Origin of the sequence: Mesorhizobium sp. M0306 (assembly GCF_040321655.1) — a bacterium.
Lineage (GTDB): Bacteria > Pseudomonadota > Alphaproteobacteria > Rhizobiales > Rhizobiaceae > Mesorhizobium.
This window is the reverse complement of record NZ_JAMYRY010000031.1, coordinates 24210-41451: the sequence shown is the minus strand read 5'-3', so window position 1 is coordinate 41451 and position 17242 is coordinate 24210. Positions and strand designations below refer to the sequence as shown.

Here is a 17242-nt window from a genome sequence, read left to right as displayed (position 1 = left end):
ACGAAGCCGATTTCCTATTCTAGACCGGAATCTCAGCGCTGGCGAATGACGGCCGGCGGCGAAAGTGCCGGCGCGGTTGTTGTTCAGAGCACCAGCGACACCCGGCTACGCCGCCGCCTTCTCCACCAGCCGCGCCAGCTGCGTCATGACAACCGCTGAGCCCGCCAGCCGCTTTTCGGGCGTCGCCCAGTCACGGCTGAAGACGACGCTCTGGTCGGGCCGGATCTTGGCCAGCGAGCCCTGTTCGCCGATGAGCTTGACCAGCCCGACCGGATTGGGGAATTCCCGCTTGCGGAAATGGATGACGACGCCTTTCGGCCCGGCGTCGAGCTTCTCGACGTTGGCCTTGCGGCAAAGCGCCTTGATGAAGACGATCTTCAACAGATGCTTTACCTCTTCCGGCAGCGGCCCGAACCGGTCGATCAGCTCGGCGCCGAAAGCATCGATCTCTTCCGTATTTTCGAGATCGCCAAGACGGCGATAGAGTGCCAGCCTGAGCTGCAGATCCGGGACATAGCTTTCCGGGATCATCACCGCCGTGCCGACGGCGATCTGCGGCGACCAGCCGCCGTCCTGCACCTCGCCGGAATCCTTCACTTCGGCCACGGCCTCCTCCAGCATCTGCTGGTAGAGCTCGAAGCCGACCTCCTTGATGTGGCCCGACTGCTCTTCGCCAAGCAGATTGCCGGCGCCGCGGATATCGAGGTCGTGGCTGGCCAGTTGGAAACCTGCACCGAGCGTATCGAGCGACTGCAGCACTTTCAGTCGACGCTCGGCTGTATCGGTGAGCTTGCGGTTGGCCGGCAGCGTGAACAGAGCATAGGCGCGCACCTTCGAACGGCCGACGCGGCCGCGCAGCTGATAGAGCTGCGACAGTCCGAACATATCGGCGCGGTGCACGATCAGCGTATTGGCGGTCGGTATATCGAGGCCGGATTCGACGATTGTGGTCGACAAAAGCACATCGTACTGGCCGTCATAGAAGGCGTTCATGATGTCGTCGAGTTCGCCGGGCGGCATCTGGCCGTGGGCCACGGCCACTTTCAGCTCAGGCACGGATTCGCGCAGGAAATCATGGATTTCCGCGAGATCGCTGATGCGCGGTACGACATAGAAGGAATGGCCGCCACGGTAGCGCTCGCGCAGCAGCGTCTCGCGGATGACCAGCGGATCGAAGGGGGAGATGAAGGTACGCACGGCCATGCGATCGACCGGCGGCGTGGCGATCAGCGACAGCTCACGCACACCGGTCAAGGCAAGCTGCAGCGTTCGCGGGATCGGCGTCGCCGACAGCGTCAGAACGTGGACGTCGGTCTTGAGATCCTTCAGCCGCTCCTTGTGCTTGACGCCGAAATGCTGCTCCTCGTCGATGATCAGCAGGCCGAGATTCTTGAACGAGATCGAGGAGCCGAGCAGTGCGTGCGTGCCGATGACGATGTCGACTTGGCCTTCGGCGACGCCCTTCTTGGTCTCGGCCAGTTCCTTGGCGCCGACCAGCCGCGAGGCCTGGGCGACGCGGATCGGCAGGCCGGAGAAGCGCAGCGAGAAGGTCTTGAAATGCTGGCGCGACAACAATGTCGTCGGCACCACCACCGCGACCTGAAAGCCTTCCATCGCCGCGACGAAGGCGGCACGAAGCGCGACTTCGGTCTTGCCGAAGCCGACATCGCCGCAGATCAGCCGGTCCATCGGCTTTCCAGCGCCCAGATCATCCATGACCGAATCGATCGCCGTTTGCTGGTCGTCGGTTTCCTCATAGGGGAAACGCGCTGCAAACTCGCCATAGACGCCTTCCGCCGGCATCAGCGCCGGTGCGGCCCGCATCTGCCGCTCGGCGGCGATGCGGATCAGCTGCCCGGCCATGTCGAGCAGGCGTTTCTTCAGCCGTGCCTTGCGCGATTGCCAGGCACCGCCGCCAAGCTTGTCGAGCGTCGCCTCGGCCGAATCCGAGCCGTAGCGCGACAGCAGCTCGATGTTTTCCACCGGCAAGAACAGCCGATCGTCGCCGGCATAGTGGATTTCGAGGCAATCGTGCGGCGCACCGACCGCCTCGATGGTGCGCAGCCCGATGAAGCGGCCAATGCCATGGTCGGCATGGACGATAATGTCGCCTGAGGACAATGCCGAAGCCTCGGCGATGAAGTCAGACGCGCGCTTCTTGCGCTTCGAGCGCCGGATCAGCCGGTCGCCGAGAATGTCCTGCTCGGCGACGACGACCAGTTTCTCCATCTCGAAGCCGGATTCGAGCGGCAGCACGGCCAGTCCCGCCTGCCCTGGCTCAAGCTTTTCGGCTTCGGCAAGCGTCGCCACCGGCTTCAGGTTGCCAAGGTGATGCTCGGCCAGGATCTGGCCGAGCCGGTCGAGCGAACCTTCAGTCCAGCCGGCGACGATGACACGGCGGCCTGCAGCGCGCTCGTCGGAAATGTGTTTTACGACGACGTCGAAGACGTTGGCGTTAGGGTCGGCGCGCTCCTCGACGAAGCTGCGACCATGGCGCGAGCCGGCATGGAACACCTTTTTCGCGCCGGCATCGGGCGCGTCGAAGGAGGTGAAGTCGATCGCTTCCCGCGGGCCAAGGGAGGCAATCAGGTTCTCGGGCGACAGATAAAGCAAATCCGGCGGCACCGGCTTGTAGGGCACGGCATCCTTCAAGGCGCCGTCGGCCTGCTTTTTGCGCGCCTCGTAATGATCGAGGATCAGCGCATGGCGCTCGGCCAGTGCCTCATGCGCCAGATGGTCGAAAACCACGGGCGCATCAGGCAGGTAATCGAACACGGTTTCCAGCCGCTCATAGAAGAACGGCAGCCAGTGCTCCATGCCGGCAAACCGCCTGCCCTCGCTGACCGCCGCATAGAGCCCATCGTCGCGCGAGGGCGCGCCAAAGGCGTCGATGTAGGCGCGACGGAAGCGGCTGATTGTCTCTGGCGTCAGCGCCACCTCGCTCATCGCCTGTAGCGCCATCGACCTGCGCTGGCCGGTGGTGCGCTGTGTTGCCGTATCGAAGACACGGATCGATTCCAGCGTATCGCCGAAGAAATCGAGGCGCAGCGCCTCCGCCCATCCCGGCGCGAAGAGATCGAGAATGCCGCCGCGCACCGCAAATTCGCCGATGCCGCGCACCGTCGGCACCCGCTCGAAGCCAGAAGTCTCCAGCCGCGACACCAGTATGTTCATGTCGATCTGGTTACCGGGCTTGGCGTGAAAGGTCTGCGCCTCGACGAGTTCCGCCGGCGGAATGCGCTGAAGCAAGGCATTCGCGGTGGTGAGAATGACGGCGCGGTGCGGCTTCTTCGCCAGCGCGATCATCGCTGCCAGCGCATCGAGCCGCCTTGCGGCGGCGTCAGCGCCGGGCGAGACGCGGTCGTAAGGCAGGCAATCCCAGGCCGGCAGTTCCAGCACCGGCAGGCCCGGCGCGGCAAAGGCAAGCGCCTCGACGATCGCCGGCAGACGCTGGCCGTCGCGTGCCACGAACAGCACCGACTTGTCCGGTGCGATTTCGTGGGCAGCCTGCACCAGCGCAAAGGCTTCGTAGCCGTCGGCGACGCCATCGACGATGAACTGGCCGGCGCGGCCTTTCGGCAGACCGATCGTAGGAATAAGGCTCATGGCTACACGTTGTTCAGAAGGTCATCGCCCGGCGCGAAGCCAGGATTTTTTGCAGGACGGCACAGGCGATATCCGCCGGAACCGGGCACTCGCCGGTGACGATGGGCAGGAATTCAGTGTCGGGAATGTCGAGAAGCCTCTCATATTGGTCGATTTCGTCGCCGGTCAAGGCGCCGATCTCGGCATCGGCGAAGCTGCCGAGGATAAGGTCCATCTCGCGCATGCCGCGGTGCCACGAACGAAACAGAAGCTTGCGGCGGCGGGCATCGAGGCCCTCGCTTGATCGTTTCGTTCCCGTCATCTTGCAACATCCTTGCCCAGGCGGCGCATATAGCGTGGATAGAAGGCGGTGTCAGCCTTGCGCTACAGTCGCCGCAACATAAGCTGACATCATGCGTCCCTCCCTCCTCGATCCGCTGTTTGTCCCGATCACCTCGCTTGCCGGGGTCGGGCCAAAAGTTGGCGCCCTGATCGAAAAAGTCGTGGCGGCGGATCTCGGCGACCGGGCAGCGCGCGCCGGGGACCTCTTGTTCGTGCTGCCGCATACTGTCATCGATCGCCGCAACCGGCCTGGCATCGCCGGCTCGGCGGAAGGCGCCATCGTTACGCTCGACGTCCGCATCGACCGCCACCAGCCGCCGCCACGCGGCAACAGGTCGGTCCCGTACCGGGTCTACGCCCATGACGACACCGGCGAGATCGCGCTGACCTTCTTCCATGCCCATGCCGCCTATCTCGAAAAAGGAATGCCCGTAGGCGAGCATGTCGTCGTCTCAGGCCGCATGGAATGGTTCAACGGCCGCCCGACCATGGTTCACCCCGACCATATCGCACTTGCCGGCGACGCGGAAAACCTGCCGCTGGTCGAGCCGGTCTATCCGCTGACCGCCGGGCTCTCGGGCAAGGTGCTGCGCCGGGCCATCGGCCAGGCGCTGGCCCGCCTGCCGGTGCTGCCCGAATGGCAGGACGGTGAGTTCCGGCGCCGCCATGCCTTTCCTGCTTTCAGCGATGCGCTCAACCGCATCCACAATCCTGCCGACCCGATCGACGTCTCTGTCGACGGCGCAGCGTGGCGGCGCCTTGCCTATGACGAGTTCTTGGCCGGCCAGGTATCGCTGGCGCTGGTGCGGGCCAAGGTCCGCCGATTATCGGGCCGGCCACTCGTCGGCGACGGCCGCATAGTCGAACAACTGCGCGCGGTACTCCCCTATTCGCTGACCATGTCGCAGGAAATGGCGCTTGCCGAAATCAACGCCGATCTCAGCGACCCCGAACGCATGCTGCGCCTTTTGCAGGGCGATGTCGGCTCCGGCAAGACGGTAGTCGCGCTGCTTGCCATGGCGCGTGCCGTCGAGGCCCGCGGCCAGGCGGCATTGATGGCGCCGACCGAAATCCTGGCGCGCCAGCATCTCGCAACGATTGCGCCGTTGGCGGAACGGTCCGGTTTGCGCGTCGCCATCCTCACCGGCCGCGAAAAGGGCCGCGAGCGCGCCGACACGCTGACCGGGCTGGCCAATGGCGACATCGACATCGTCGTCGGCACCCATGCGCTGTTCCAGGAAACGGTGACGTTCCATGACCTCGTGCTCGCCGTCGTCGACGAGCAACACCGATTCGGCGTCCACCAGCGCCTTGCGATCACCGCCAAGGGCGATGCGCCCGACATGCTGGTGATGACGGCAACGCCGATACCCCGGACGCTAGTGCTGACTGCATTTGGCGACATGGACGTGTCGAAGCTGACGGAAAAGCCGGCGGGCCGCCAGCCGATCCGCACCGTCACCTTGCCGCTTGAACGGCTCGACGAACTGATCGGACGCATGCTCGACGCCGTCGCCGATGGCCAGAAAATCTACTGGATCTGTCCGCTGGTCGAAGAATCCGAGGAGATCAAGCTGATGTCGGCCGAGGACCGTTTTGCCTCGCTGAAGCCGCTGTTCGGTGATCGGATCGGCCTGGTGCATGGCCGCATGAAGGGCATCGATAAGGACGAGGCGATGCGCGCCTTCAAGCAGGGTGAGACGCGCATCCTGATCGCCACCACAGTGATCGAGGTCGGCGTCGATGTGCCGGACGCGACAATCATGGTCATCGAGCATGCCGAGCGTTTTGGCCTTGCCCAGTTGCACCAATTGCGCGGCCGGGTCGGGCGCGGCGACAAGCCATCGTCCTGCGTGCTGCTCTACAAGGACCCGCTTGGCGAGACGGCAAAACGCCGTTTGTCGGTGATGCGCGAGACCGAGGACGGCTTTCGCATCGCCGAAGAGGATCTGAAGCTGCGCGGCGAAGGCGAGTTGCTCGGCACCCGCCAGTCCGGCACGCCGGGCTTCCAGGTGGCGCGCATCGAGGCGCATGCCGACCTGCTCGAGGCCGCTCGCGACGATGCGCGGCTGATCCTGTCGCGCGATCCCGAACTGCAGTCCGAACGCGGCGCGGCGCTGCGCCTGCTGCTCTATCTGTTCGGCCGCGATGAGGCCGTGCGGCTCCTGCGTGCCGGCTGAGGCATCGCGTCGAGCGGAGGATTGGCAAGCGCGCCGTGGATCTGCTCGCCGTTCACGGTCACCATTTTGACCGCCGGCGCCACCAGGCCGGCCGACACGATCAGCTTGGCTCCGTCCTCGATTGTCATGTCGAGCAGCACAATGTCGGATTTCGGCACATACATCAGAAAGCCCGTCGTCGGGTTGGGCGTACATGGCATGAATACGGCAATCAGCGGATCGCCTTCCCGGTCGAGCTTCTGGTTGATCTCGGTTTCCTTCTCGCTGGCGACGAAAACCAGCGACCAGACCCCCTTGCGCGGATATTCGACCAACCCGACCTGGCGGAACATGTCGCCCTTGTTCGACAGCACGGTCTCGAAAATCTGCTTCAGCGAACGGTAGATGCCGCGCACCAGCGGCATGCGGCCAAGCAGGCGCTCGCCGAAATTGACGATGGCGCGGCCAACGATATTGGCGGTCATAAACCCGATGAAGGTGATGAGGATCAGGGCAACGATCAGCCCAAAACCCGGCACTGGAAACGGCAGGTAAGTGTCCGGATTGTAGCGTACCGGAATGTAGGGTTTCACCCAGGAATCGACCCAGCCGATCAGCGACCAGGCAATGTAGGCGGTAATCGCGAGCGGCGCGCAAACGACGAAGCCGGTCAGGAAATAGTTTCTCAGCCGGGTCATGCCTGAGGTCTTGAGAGCATCCGACATGGTTCACCGCAGCGTGTGTTTGCAGCGCGACACTACTGAACCCGAAGGCGCTTTGGAATGGCGAAGTTTTTAAACGAGACCTATTCCACCGTTACCGATTTCGCCAGGTTGCGAGGCTGGTCGACGTCCGTGCCCATGAACACGGCGGTGAAGTAGGCGAGCATCTGGATCGGCAGCGCGTAGATGATCGGCGAGATGATTTCCGGCACGTCCGGCAAAACGATCGTCTCCATCGTCTTCACCGTAGCGTGTGCCGCGCCCTTGCCGTCGGTGATCAGGATGATCTTGCCGCCGCGCGCCGCCACCTCCTGCATGTTCGACACCGTTTTTTCGAAGATGCGGTCATGAGGGGCGATGACGATTACGGGCATGTTCTCGTCGATCAGAGCGATCGGCCCGTGCTTCAGCTCGCCGGCGGCATAGCCCTCGGCATGGATATAGGAAATCTCCTTGAGCTTCAGCGCGCCTTCCATGGCCAGCGGAAAATTGGTGTCACGACCGAGATAGAGCACGTTTTTGTAGTGCGAGAGGTCGCGCGCGATCTTTTCGATCTGTCCGTCGAGCTTCAGCACCTGGTTGGCATAACGCGGCGCTTCCGACAGCTCGCGTATCAACGTTTTCTCCTGCTCATGCGAAATCGTTCCGCGCGCCACGCCCGCCCGCACCGCCAGCGAGGCCAGCACGGAAAGCTGGCAGGTGAACGCCTTGGTCGAAGCGACACCGATCTCCGGGCCGGCCAACGTCGGCAGGATGACGTCGGATTCGCGCGCCATGGTCGATTCGCGCACATTGACGACCGCCCCGATCTTCATGCCGGCCTTGCGGCAGTAGCGTAGCGACGCCAGCGTGTCGGCGGTCTCGCCCGATTGTGAGATGAAGAAAGCGGCATCAGTCTTCGACAGCGGCATCTCGCGGTAACGGAACTCCGAGGCGACATCGATGTCGACCGGCAGCCGCGCATAGCGCTCGAACCAGTATTTGCTGATCAGCCCGGCGAGATAGGCGGTGCCGCAGGCCGAGATCGCCAGCCGGTCGATCTTGGCGAAATCGAACGGCAGGTCGAGCGGCTTCGAGACGCCGCCCACGAAATCAACATAATGCGCCAGCGTGTGCGAGATCACTTCCGGCTGTTCATGGATCTCCTTTTCCATGAAATGGCGGCGGTTGCCTTTGTCGACCATGAAGCTCGTGCTGAGCGACTGTTGGCGTTTGCGGTCGACCTTGTTGCCGCCCATATCGAAGATATCGACCTCGTTGCGGCGCACCACCGCCCAGTCGCCGTCTTCCAGATAGGTGATCGAATTGGTGAAAGGGGCAAGCGCAATGGCGTCGGAGCCAAGGAACATCTGGCCGTCGCCATGACCGACGGCGAGCGGCGGGCCGTTGCGGGCTCCGACGATCAGATCCTCGTCGCCCTTGAACATGATGGCGAGCGCAAAGGCGCCTTCCAGCCGCTTCAGCGCCTGGTGCGCCGCCTCAACCGGCTTCAGCCCCTTGGCCAGTTCGCGCGCCACCAGATGCGCGACGACTTCGGTATCGGTCTGCGAGGCGAAGCTGTAGCCGTCGCGCATCAGCTCGTCGCGCAATTCGGCGAAATTCTCGATGATGCCGTTATGGACGATGGCGACGCCGTCGGAAAAATGCGGATGCGCATTGCTCTCGTTCGGAACGCCATGCGTGGCCCAGCGCGTGTGGCCGATGCCGATCATGCCGTCGAGCGGTTCGTCCTTCAGCCGGCGCTCGAGATTGACCAGCTTGCCCTCGGCGCGGCGGCGGTCAAGCCTGCCGTGCTCGATCGTGGCGACGCCGGCCGAGTCATAGCCGCGATATTCGAGCCTTTTCAACGCATCGACGATAAGCGGCGCGACCGGCGAGTTACCGACAATTCCAACGATACCGCACATGGCGCTTGCCCCCGATTCCGACCTCAAACCCGGCGCTATTTAGAGACTGCCGGGCTGCCGCGAAAAATCACATTCCATTTCGTCCGGTATCAGCCGGACTATCCTGCACAGATGCACCATGACAGGGCCCACTTGCAATCAGGTTACTGCAATTGCTCAGTTTCTCCGCTTATGTATCCTATCTCGGCTCAACGGCTCCTGAAATCAGTCAAAGACACGATGCGGCTATGAACGAACGAATTGAGACGGTGACGCTTTGGCGTCCGGTTGGGCCACGCGAACTGGAGTTGATCCAGAAGTCAGGGATGCGCGCCTTTCCGCCTCGACTCGCCGATCAGCCGATCTTCTATCCGGTTACAAGCGAGGCCTATGCCACCCAGATCGCCCGGGACTGGAACGTGCCCGCGAGCGGATCAGGTTTCGTGACGCGTTTCGAGGTGCGTCGCAGCTTTCTGAACCGCTACAGCGTCCAGCATGCCGGCAGCCGGGCGCATCTGGAATACTGGATCCCGGCCGAAGACCTGTCCGCCTTCAACGATGCAATCGTCGGCCAAATTGAGCTTGTCGCCGAGTTCCGTTAGGCTAGCCTTTTTTGCGGGCCGCCGCGGCCGAAGCAAAACGCTCGCGCAACTCCTTGCCCTTGCCGGGCAGCGTCCGCTGGCGGGAGCGGCCGAAAGCCAGCGCATCGTCGGGCACGCTTTCGGTGATGACGCTGCCCGAAGCGATGTAGCCGCCCTTGCCGATCGACACCGGCGCCACCAGCGAGGAGTTCGAGCCGATGAAGGCGCCCTCGCCGATATCGGTGAAGAATTTCGAATAGCCGTCATAATTGCACGTGATGGTGCCGGCGCCGATATTGGCGCCCGCGCCGATGCGGGCATCGCCGATATAGGTCAGGTGATTGACCTTGGCGCCCTCCTCGACGATCGCCTGCTTTACCTCGCAGAAATTGCCGACCTTGGCTTTGTTTCTCAGATCGGCCCCGGGCCGCAGCCGCGCGAACGGCCCGACATCGCAATTCGACGCGATGGTGGCGCCTTCGATATGGCTGAAGGCATGGATCTTGGCGCCCGTGGCGATTTTCACGCCCGGCCCGAACCAGACATTGGATTCGACGATCGTATCGGCACCGATCTCGGTATCGTGCGAGAAGAACACGGTTTCAGGCGCAATCAGCGTCACCCCGGAAAGCATCGCTTCATGGCGTCGACGCGTCTGCCAGATACCTTCCGCCTGAGCAAGCTCGGCACGGTTGTTGATGCCGAGCGCGTTCTCGAAACTGGCTTCGGTGGCGACCACATCAAGTCCCTGCGCAGCCGCGATCTCGACGATATCGGTGAGATAATACTCGCCCTTGGCGTTCTTGCTGCCGACTTGATCGAGCAGCATCAGCGCATGCCTGCCAGCGACCGCCATCAGCCCGCCATTGCAGAAGGTGACTTTCTTCTCCTCGTCCGAGCAGTCCTTCTCCTCGCGTATGGCGACGAGCTTGCCGGCCTTTTCGATAAGCCGGCCGTAGCCCGAAGGATTTTCCGTACGGAAGCCGACCACGACGACGGCCGCACCTTCCGCCAGCTTCAGCCGCGCCGCCGCGAGCGCTTCCGGATCGATCAACGGCGTGTCGCCAAACATCACTAAGATGTCGTCATAACCCTTTGATATTGCTGCGCGTGCGGCAAGCACGGCGTGCGCGGTGCCGAGACGTTTTTCCTGAACGAAAGCCTCGGCCTTCGGCGCAAACTTGAGTGCGGCCTTGCGCATCTCATCGGCGCCATGGCCGATCACCAGCGCCAGATCGCCGCTGCCGGCGGCTTCGGCCGCCTTGACGACATGGGCAACCATCGGCAGGCCGGCGATTGTGTGCAGCACTTTCGGCACTACACTCTTCATGCGCGTGCCTTCGCCAGCGGCGAGGATGATGGACAGGCAGGATCTCTGGCTCATGGGGACAGCAACCGTTGAAAGGGGTCTGGAATCGAAGCGTTAGTAGCACCGGCGCCATGCTGCACCAATGCGGTTAAATTCCGGTGAGGCGTGGAACCTCCTACCCGCGACACGCCCAAGCCCGATCGGCTCAAGCGGCTTCCGGCTCGTTACGCGATGCGAAGACGGGAGTTCGGCCACGGCTATATTGCCGCGGCGAACAGTTCATGACCCGCTTGAAGGCTGTGCTGAACGCGCTTTCGGATTCGTAGCCGAGCGACAGCGCGATGACGGCGACGGGATCGCTGGAATTCGTCAGCCGGTCGCCGGCCAGCAGCATTCGCCAGCGCGTCAAATAGTCCATCGGCGACGCGCCGACCGTCTCCTTGAATCTGAGCGCAAAGGTCGATCGCGACATGCCGGCCCGTTGCGCCAGCTCCTGTAACGTCCAGCCATGTGCCGGATCGTCATGCATGGCGCTGATCGCCGCGCCGATCTGTTTGTCCGCCAGGGCAAAGAGCCAGCCGATGCCACCTTTCAATCCTTCTGAAAGATGCAGCCGCAACGCCTGAACCAGCATCATGTGGGCGAGGTGCTGGATCACCAGAAAGCCGCCCGGCTGCGGCTCGCGCAGCTCTTGCATCATCCGCTCCACCGACCAGCGCAGCGCCGACTGGTCCGACTCTTTGCGGATATGCACAATGGCTGGCAGCATCCGCAACAGGATGCCGGCATGATTGCCGCCAAGCGCGAAGCGGCTGCTGACCAGAAAGAAATCACCACCGCCATTGTGGGTCACGACACCGCCGGCTCGCGCAGGCGGAAAAATCTTGACGGCTTCAACAGGCGTCAAGCTCATGTCGCTTGCAAGGCGGAAAGGCCATCCACTCGGCAGCAGGAAGCAGTCTCCCGTCTCAAGGCGCACTGCGTCAGCAACGCCCTCCACAGATAGCCAGCAACGGCCGGAGACCACCGCTCCGGTCTTGATGCTTTGCTGCTGGTCGGGGAACTGGATCGACCATTCACCACCAGCATCGAAACCGGCCGACATATAGTTTCGCGGCTTCAGCAGCGAGAGCACATCTGAAAGGGGATCCACAGGTCATTCCGGACGATTGCGAAGACAATACGGACTTTACCGCATAGATCGTATTTTCTCAAGCGCCTATCACGACACAACTGGGCCGCGAGCATGGTCGTGGTCAGAAATGAACAAGGAGAAGTCGTGATGCGTGTTTTCGTTACCGGAGCGACCGGATTCGTCGGTTCTGCCGTCGTTCAAGAACTCATCGGCGCCGGCCATCAGGTGCTCGGCCTCGCCCGCTCGGAGGCGTCGGCCAAGTCGCTTGCCGCCGCCGGAGCCGAGGTGCATCGAGGTGACCTCGAAGACCTCGAAAGCCTCAGCAGCGGCGCAGCAGCAGCCGACGGCGTGATCCATACCGGCTTCAACCACGACTTCTCGAAATTCGCGCAAAACTGCGAGATGGACCGGCGCGCCATCGAGGCCTTGGGCGGTGCACTCGAAGGCTCCGAGCGGCCCCTGCTCGTCACCTCCGGAACCGCGCTCCAGGCGCGCGGCCGTACAGCGACCGAGGAAGATGCGCCTGTTCCCGCTTCCGCCTCATATCCCCGCGCCTCCGAAGCGACAGCCGCCGCGCTGCCGGCACGCGGGGTGCGCGCGTCGGTTGTCCGCCTTCCGCCGTCGGTCCATGGCCAGGGCGACCACGCCTTTGTTCCTATTCTCATCGACCTTGCTCGCAGGAAGGGCGTGTCGGCTTATGCCGGCGAAGGGCTCAATCGCTGGCCCGCCGTGCATCGGTTCGATGCCGCTCGCGTTTACCGGCTTGCGCTCGAGCATGGAGCCGGTGGCGGGCGATATCACGCGATCGCCGAACAAGGCGTGCCGTTCAAGGACATCGCCGGCGTGATCGGCAGGCGCCTGAACGTGCCGGTCGTCGCCAAGTCCGGGGAAGAAGCCGCCGATCATTTTGGCTGGTTCGCGATGTTCGCGGCGATGGATGTCCCGACCTCGAGCGAACGGACTCGCGCGCTGCTGGGGTGGGCGCCGAGCGGACCCGGGCTCATCGCCGATATCGACCAGCCGGGCTATTTCGAAGGTTGAACGGACCACGTAGCTGCGGTGCCTTGCGCCGCAGCTACGGCCTCGCGCTTGGGCCGGGCGGCGAACCTAGCCCAATTGCCCCAGCACCGGAAAATTCTCGAGCAGCCAGTATGACACCGTCTGCACGCCGCCGGTCAGGAAAAACACGCCGGCGACCACCAACAGCGCGCCGATGGCTTTTTCGACGCGGCCGAGATGGACGCGGAATTTTCCGAGAAAGCGCATGAAGGCGCCGGAAAACAGCGCAGCGATCAGGAACGGTATGCCGAGGCCGAGCGAATAGGCGGCAAGCAGCAGCGCGCCCTCGCCCACCGTCTCGCGGCCGCCGGCAAGCGTCAGGATTGGCCCCAGCACCGGGCCGATACAGGGCGTCCAGCCAAAGGCGAAGGCCAAGCCCATGACGTAAGCGGCGATCAGGCTGGCCGGCTTGCCTTGTGACTGGAAGCGCGCCTCGCGTGAAAGCAAAGGGATGCGCAGCACGCCGAGGAAATTCAGCCCCATCAGGATGATCAGCACGCCGGCCGCCATTGCCAGCGGCTCCTGCCAGACCCGCAGCAGATGGCCGATGGTCGAGGCGCCGGCGCCGAGCGCGACGAAGACGGTCGAGAAGCCGAGCACGAAGGCGATGGAGGAATTAACCAGCGCGCCTCGCGCACCGGCCTTTGCCGCAATGCCGGCCTCGCCGCGGAAATCGTCGACCGACACGCCGGCCATATAGCACAGGTAAGGCGGCACCAGCGGCAGCACGCAGGGTGACAGGAACGAAATTGCTCCCGCCCCGATCGCACTGACATAGCCGACGTCCAATGCCATTTCCGTCTCCAGATGACTGCGCAGCCATATAGCCGCGACAACGGCCGTCCGCCAATCACCATCGCGTGGCCCATCACGTGGTCCCCGTTACTATCGCGTGGCAAGTCGTCGCCCTCGCCTGATCGACGGGAAAGCAGCCCGGGAAGAAAGGGCCGCCAGGCAGCGTTGATCACAACGAAGCCGCGGTTCCGCGCGCTTTTCGAACGATCCAGGGAGAAGTCCATGAAAACGATCGCAATTGGCATGGCCGCGCTTTTGCTCGGCACTGCCGCATCCTTCGCCGCCGAGGCGTGGAAGGAAGCGGAGGTCGGCGGCACCAAGATCTACACCGATGCCAGCGGCATGACGCTCTACACCTACGACAAGGACGAGGCCGGCAAGTCGAACTGCTACGACAAATGCGCCGCCAATTGGCCGCCGCTGAAGGCTGACGCCAACGCCAAGGCCGAGGGCGAATGGACGATCGTCGACCGCACCGACGGCACCAGGATGTGGGCCTACGAAGGCAAGCCGCTCTACACGTTCAGCAAGGACAAGAAGGCCGGCGCCGTCGCCGGCGAGGGTGTCGGCGGCGTCTGGCATATCGCCAAGGCCGACTAAGCCTTGAGCTTCTGATCCGCTGTAACAGGCGGTAACACGGCTGGTCGCCGGGAACTTGACCCAACCGCCCCGGCGGCCAGCTTTTCAGCACGCCAGTTCCTTGCGACTGTCCGAGCAAAATGCCGGGCTACCGATTGCGCGCTTCACAGCATCTGTTCAAGCAGGGCTGGCGCGTGCTCGATGTTTCTCTTATATCCGCGGGAGAGTTTGTCCCGTTCTCCAGGATCAATTGCCGGGTTTGTTCAGCGATAGGCTGGCCATTTCCCTTGTCCAGGATTGCGGAAAATCGCATGGCGCGCCGTTGGGTTGCGCATTCGGTACAGGGCCGCATTTTGACTGCTTGGCCTTGACCGGATGCAAAAGCGCGGCCATGTGAGCGACACATTGAACGAGATTTCGTCGCGCGCAGCGGAATTCTTCTGCCGCATCACAACTGATATGAGACCGTATGGACGTCGTCGTCGTCGAATCGCCGGCCAAGGCGAAGACAATCAACAAGTACCTCGGCAAGAACTACAAGGTTCTGGCCTCGTTTGGCCATGTCCGCGATCTGCCGGCCAAGGATGGCTCGGTGCGTCCGGACGAGGACTTTGCCATGTCCTGGGCCGTCGACACCGCGTCTGGAAAGCGTCTCGCCGATATCGCCAAGGCGGTCAAGGACGCCGACGGGCTGATCCTCGCCACCGATCCGGACCGCGAGGGCGAAGCGATCTCCTGGCATGTCCTGGAAGTGCTGAAGCAAAAGCGCGCGCTGAAGGACAAGCCGGTCAGCCGCGTCGTCTTCAACGCCATCACCAAGGCGTCGGTGCTGGAGGCGATGGCCAATCCGCGCCAGATCGATGCGCCGCTGGTCGATGCCTATCTCGCCCGCCGCGCGCTCGACTATCTGGTCGGCTTCACGCTGTCGCCCGTGCTGTGGCGCAAGCTGCCCGGCGCCCGCTCCGCCGGCCGCGTCCAGTCGGTGGCGCTACGTCTGGTCTGCGACCGCGAATCCGAGATCGAGCGCTTCATCCGCGAGGAATACTGGCAGGTCGCCGCCATTCTCGGTACGCCGCGCAAGGAAAATTTCGAGGCGCGGCTGACCGCCTTCGAGCGCAAGAAGCTGCAAAAGCTCGACATTTCCAACAAGGCGCAGGCCGACGACATCAAGGCGATGCTCGAAGGCGCCAGCTTCAAGGCAGTGTCGGTCGAAGCCAAGCCGACCAGGCGCAATCCCGGCCCGCCCTTCACCACCTCGACGCTGCAGCAGGCAGCCTCATCGGGTCTCGGCTTTTCGGCCAACCGCACCATGCAGGTGGCGCAGCGGCTCTATGAGGGCATGGAGATCGGCGGCGAGACCACCGGCCTGATCACCTATATGCGAACCGATGGCGTGCAGATGGCACCGGAGGCGATCTCTGCCGCACGCGATGCGATTGCCAAGGAATTCGGTGCCAAATACCTGCCTGAAAAGCCGCGCGTCTATTCCGCCAAGGCCAAGAATGCCCAGGAAGCGCACGAAGCGATCCGTCCGACTGATTTCATGCGCACGCCGGCTTCCGTCAGGCAGTATCTCGACGCCGACCAGGCGCGGCTTTACGAGATGATCTGGAAACGCGCCATCGCCAGCCAAATGCAGCCGGCCGAGATCGAGCGCACCACGGTTGAGATCGAGGCCATCAACGGTTCGCGTACCGCCGAGCTTCGTGCTGTCGGCTCGGTTGTTCGTTTCGATGGCTTCCTTGCCGCTTACATCGAGCAGAAGGAAGAAGATTCGGAAGACGAGGAAAGCCGCCGCCTGCCCGAGATCCGTGCCGGCGAGCAGCTCACCCGCGAGGCGATCAACGCCACCCAGCACACCACCGAACCGCCGCCGCGTTATTCGGAAGCTTCGCTGATCAAGAAGCTGGAAGAGTTGGGCATCGGCCGGCCGTCGACCTATACGGCGATCCTGAAGACCCTCGAGGATCGTGACTATGTCACCATCGACAAGCGCAAGCTGGTGCCGCAGGCCAAGGGCCGGCTATTGTCGGCCTTCCTCGAAAGCTTCTTCGAGCGTTATGTCGAGTACGACTTCACCGCTTCGCTGGAGGAAAAGCTCGACGAGATTTCCGACGGCAAGCTCGCCTGGAAGGACGTGCTGCGCGATTTCTGGAAGGATTTTTCCGGCGCCGTCGCCGACATCAAGGAGTTGCGCGTCACTGACGTTCTCGATGCGTTGAACGAGGAACTGGCGCCGCTGGTGTTTCCCGCGCGGGAAGACGGTTCGAACCCGCGCATCTGTCCGAAATGCGGCACCGGCAACCTGTCGCTGAAGCTCGGCAAGTTCGGCGCCTTCGTCGGCTGTTCGAACTATCCCGAATGCTCCTTCACCCGCCAGCTCGGCGACGCCGCCAATCCCAATGGCGAGAACGGCAATGGCGAAGACGGCACCAAAGTGCTCGGCAAGGACCCCTATACCGCCGAGGAGATCACGCTGCGCAATGGCCGGTTCGGCCCCTATATCCAACGCGGCGACGGCAAGGATGCCAAGCGCTCCAGCCTGCCCAAGGGCTGGACTGTCGATTCGATCGATCACGAAAAGGCGCTCGCCCTGTTGTCGCTGCCGCGCGACGTCGGCAAGCATCCGGAATCGGGCAAGATGATTTCGGCCGGGCTGGGGCGCTACGGGCCGTTCGTGCTGCATGACGGCACCTACGCCAATCTCGACAGCATCGAGGACGTGTTCTCGATCGGCCTCAATCGCGCCGTCTCGGTGATCGCCGAAAAGCAATTGAAGGGCAAAGGCGGCCGCAATGGCGGCACAGCCGCTGCGCTCAAGGAACTTGGCGAACATCCTGCAGGCGGCGGCAAGATCGTCGTGCGCGACGGCAAATACGGGCCTTATGTGAATTTCGGCAAGGTTAATGCGACGCTGCCGAAGGGCAAGGATCCGCAATCGGTGACGATCGAGGATGCGGTGGCGCTCATTGCGGAAAAGGAAGCCAAGGACGGCAATGGCGCCAGGAAGCCCTTCCGCAAAGCGGCCGCGCCTGCGAAGAAACCGGCTGCGGCCAAAAAACCGGCGGCCAGGAAAAAGGGATAGGACGG

At 63.2% G+C, this 17242-nt stretch carries 12 protein-coding genes; 5 read left to right on the top strand and 7 right to left on the bottom strand.

What is annotated here, in order from left to right; translation table 11 throughout:
- Positions 1-105 precede the first annotated feature (105 nt).
- Both mfd and NKI95_RS28520 read right to left on the bottom strand, forming a co-directional pair.
- The gene (mfd, locus tag NKI95_RS28525; RefSeq protein WP_352720955.1) at positions 106-3606 is read right to left on the bottom strand and encodes a transcription-repair coupling factor; all 3501 of its coding nucleotides are present in this window, start codon (positions 3604-3606) and stop codon (positions 106-108) included.
- Between the two features lie 13 nt (positions 3607-3619).
- Complete coding sequence (locus tag NKI95_RS28520; RefSeq protein WP_352720953.1) at positions 3620-3907, bottom strand: FAD assembly factor SdhE; 288 nt, start codon at positions 3905-3907, stop codon at positions 3620-3622.
- A gap of 91 nt (positions 3908-3998) precedes the next feature.
- Here NKI95_RS28520 and recG point away from each other — a divergent pair, with 91 nt between their 5' ends.
- Complete coding sequence (recG, locus tag NKI95_RS28515) at positions 3999-6107, top strand: ATP-dependent DNA helicase RecG (protein WP_352720951.1); 2109 nt, start codon at positions 3999-4001, stop codon at positions 6105-6107.
- Here recG and NKI95_RS28510 read toward each other — a convergent pair.
- Complete coding sequence (locus NKI95_RS28510) at positions 6059-6811, bottom strand: DUF502 domain-containing protein (RefSeq protein WP_352720949.1); 753 nt, start codon at positions 6809-6811, stop codon at positions 6059-6061. The genes recG and NKI95_RS28510 overlap by 49 nt on opposite strands.
- Before the next feature lie 80 nt (positions 6812-6891).
- Positions 6892-8715, bottom strand: a complete 1824-nt coding sequence (glmS, locus tag NKI95_RS28505; protein ID WP_352720947.1) for a glutamine--fructose-6-phosphate transaminase (isomerizing) — start codon at positions 8713-8715, stop codon at positions 6892-6894.
- 227 nt (positions 8716-8942) lie between these two features.
- On the opposite strand from glmS, the gene NKI95_RS28500 reads away from it, so the two are divergent.
- A complete protein-coding gene (locus NKI95_RS28500; protein WP_352720998.1) occupies positions 8943-9296 on the top strand; it encodes an ADP-ribosylation/crystallin J1 in 354 nt (117 codons plus the stop codon).
- Between the two features lies 1 nt (position 9297).
- Here the strand turns inward: NKI95_RS28500 and glmU are convergent, their stop codons facing one another.
- Together glmU and NKI95_RS28490 are read right to left on the bottom strand one after the other, a co-directional pair.
- Positions 9298-10659, bottom strand: a complete 1362-nt coding sequence (gene glmU, locus NKI95_RS28495) for a bifunctional UDP-N-acetylglucosamine diphosphorylase/glucosamine-1-phosphate N-acetyltransferase GlmU (protein WP_352720944.1) — start codon at positions 10657-10659, stop codon at positions 9298-9300.
- 130 nt (positions 10660-10789) lie between these two features.
- On the bottom strand, positions 10790-11737 hold the full coding sequence (locus NKI95_RS28490) for an AraC family transcriptional regulator (RefSeq protein ID WP_352720942.1): 948 nt from the start codon (positions 11735-11737) through the stop codon (positions 10790-10792).
- Between the two features lie 129 nt (positions 11738-11866).
- On the opposite strand from NKI95_RS28490, the gene NKI95_RS28485 reads away from it, so the two are divergent.
- Positions 11867-12760: an SDR family oxidoreductase gene (locus NKI95_RS28485; RefSeq protein WP_352720941.1), complete on the top strand. Its 894-nt coding sequence runs from the start codon at positions 11867-11869 to the stop codon at positions 12758-12760.
- Between the two features lie 66 nt (positions 12761-12826).
- Here the strand turns inward: NKI95_RS28485 and NKI95_RS28480 are convergent, their stop codons facing one another.
- Positions 12827-13573 carry a cytochrome c biogenesis CcdA family protein gene (locus tag NKI95_RS28480; protein ID WP_352720938.1) on the bottom strand — a complete coding sequence of 249 codons (747 nt, stop codon included), beginning with the start codon at positions 13571-13573 and terminating at the stop codon, positions 12827-12829.
- A 222-nt stretch (positions 13574-13795) separates the two neighbouring features.
- Here NKI95_RS28480 and NKI95_RS28475 point away from each other — a divergent pair, with 222 nt between their 5' ends.
- Both NKI95_RS28475 and topA read left to right on the top strand, forming a co-directional pair.
- Positions 13796-14173: a COG4315 family predicted lipoprotein gene (locus tag NKI95_RS28475; protein ID WP_352720937.1), complete on the top strand. Its 378-nt coding sequence runs from the start codon at positions 13796-13798 to the stop codon at positions 14171-14173.
- A 448-nt stretch (positions 14174-14621) separates the two neighbouring features.
- A complete protein-coding gene (gene topA, locus NKI95_RS28470; protein ID WP_352720936.1) occupies positions 14622-17237 on the top strand; it encodes a type I DNA topoisomerase in 2616 nt (871 codons plus the stop codon).
- The last annotated feature ends 5 nt before the right edge of the window (positions 17238-17242 follow it).

What these genes read in the sequence shown, in the direction of transcription:
- NKI95_RS28510 (WP_352720949.1), bottom strand. Translation starts at nt 6,811, where the DNA reads ATGTCGGATGCTCTCAAGACCTCAGGCATGACCCGGCTGAGAAACTAT.
- NKI95_RS28475 (WP_352720937.1), top strand. Translation starts at nt 13,796, where the DNA reads ATGAAAACGATCGCAATTGGCATGGCCGCGCTTTTGCTCGGCACTGCC.
- recG (WP_352720951.1), top strand. Translation starts at nt 3,999, where the DNA reads ATGCGTCCCTCCCTCCTCGATCCGCTGTTTGTCCCGATCACCTCGCTT.
- NKI95_RS28520 (WP_352720953.1), bottom strand. Translation starts at nt 3,907, where the DNA reads ATGACGGGAACGAAACGATCAAGCGAGGGCCTCGATGCCCGCCGCCGC.
- NKI95_RS28485 (WP_352720941.1), top strand. Translation starts at nt 11,867, where the DNA reads ATGCGTGTTTTCGTTACCGGAGCGACCGGATTCGTCGGTTCTGCCGTC.
- glmS (WP_352720947.1), bottom strand. Translation starts at nt 8,715, where the DNA reads ATGTGCGGTATCGTTGGAATTGTCGGTAACTCGCCGGTCGCGCCGCTT.
- topA (WP_352720936.1), top strand. Translation starts at nt 14,622, where the DNA reads ATGGACGTCGTCGTCGTCGAATCGCCGGCCAAGGCGAAGACAATCAAC.
- NKI95_RS28500 (WP_352720998.1), top strand. Translation starts at nt 8,943, where the DNA reads ATGAACGAACGAATTGAGACGGTGACGCTTTGGCGTCCGGTTGGGCCA.
- mfd (WP_352720955.1), bottom strand. Translation starts at nt 3,606, where the DNA reads ATGAGCCTTATTCCTACGATCGGTCTGCCGAAAGGCCGCGCCGGCCAG.
- NKI95_RS28480 (WP_352720938.1), bottom strand. Translation starts at nt 13,573, where the DNA reads ATGGCATTGGACGTCGGCTATGTCAGTGCGATCGGGGCGGGAGCAATT.
- glmU (WP_352720944.1), bottom strand. Translation starts at nt 10,659, where the DNA reads ATGAGCCAGAGATCCTGCCTGTCCATCATCCTCGCCGCTGGCGAAGGC.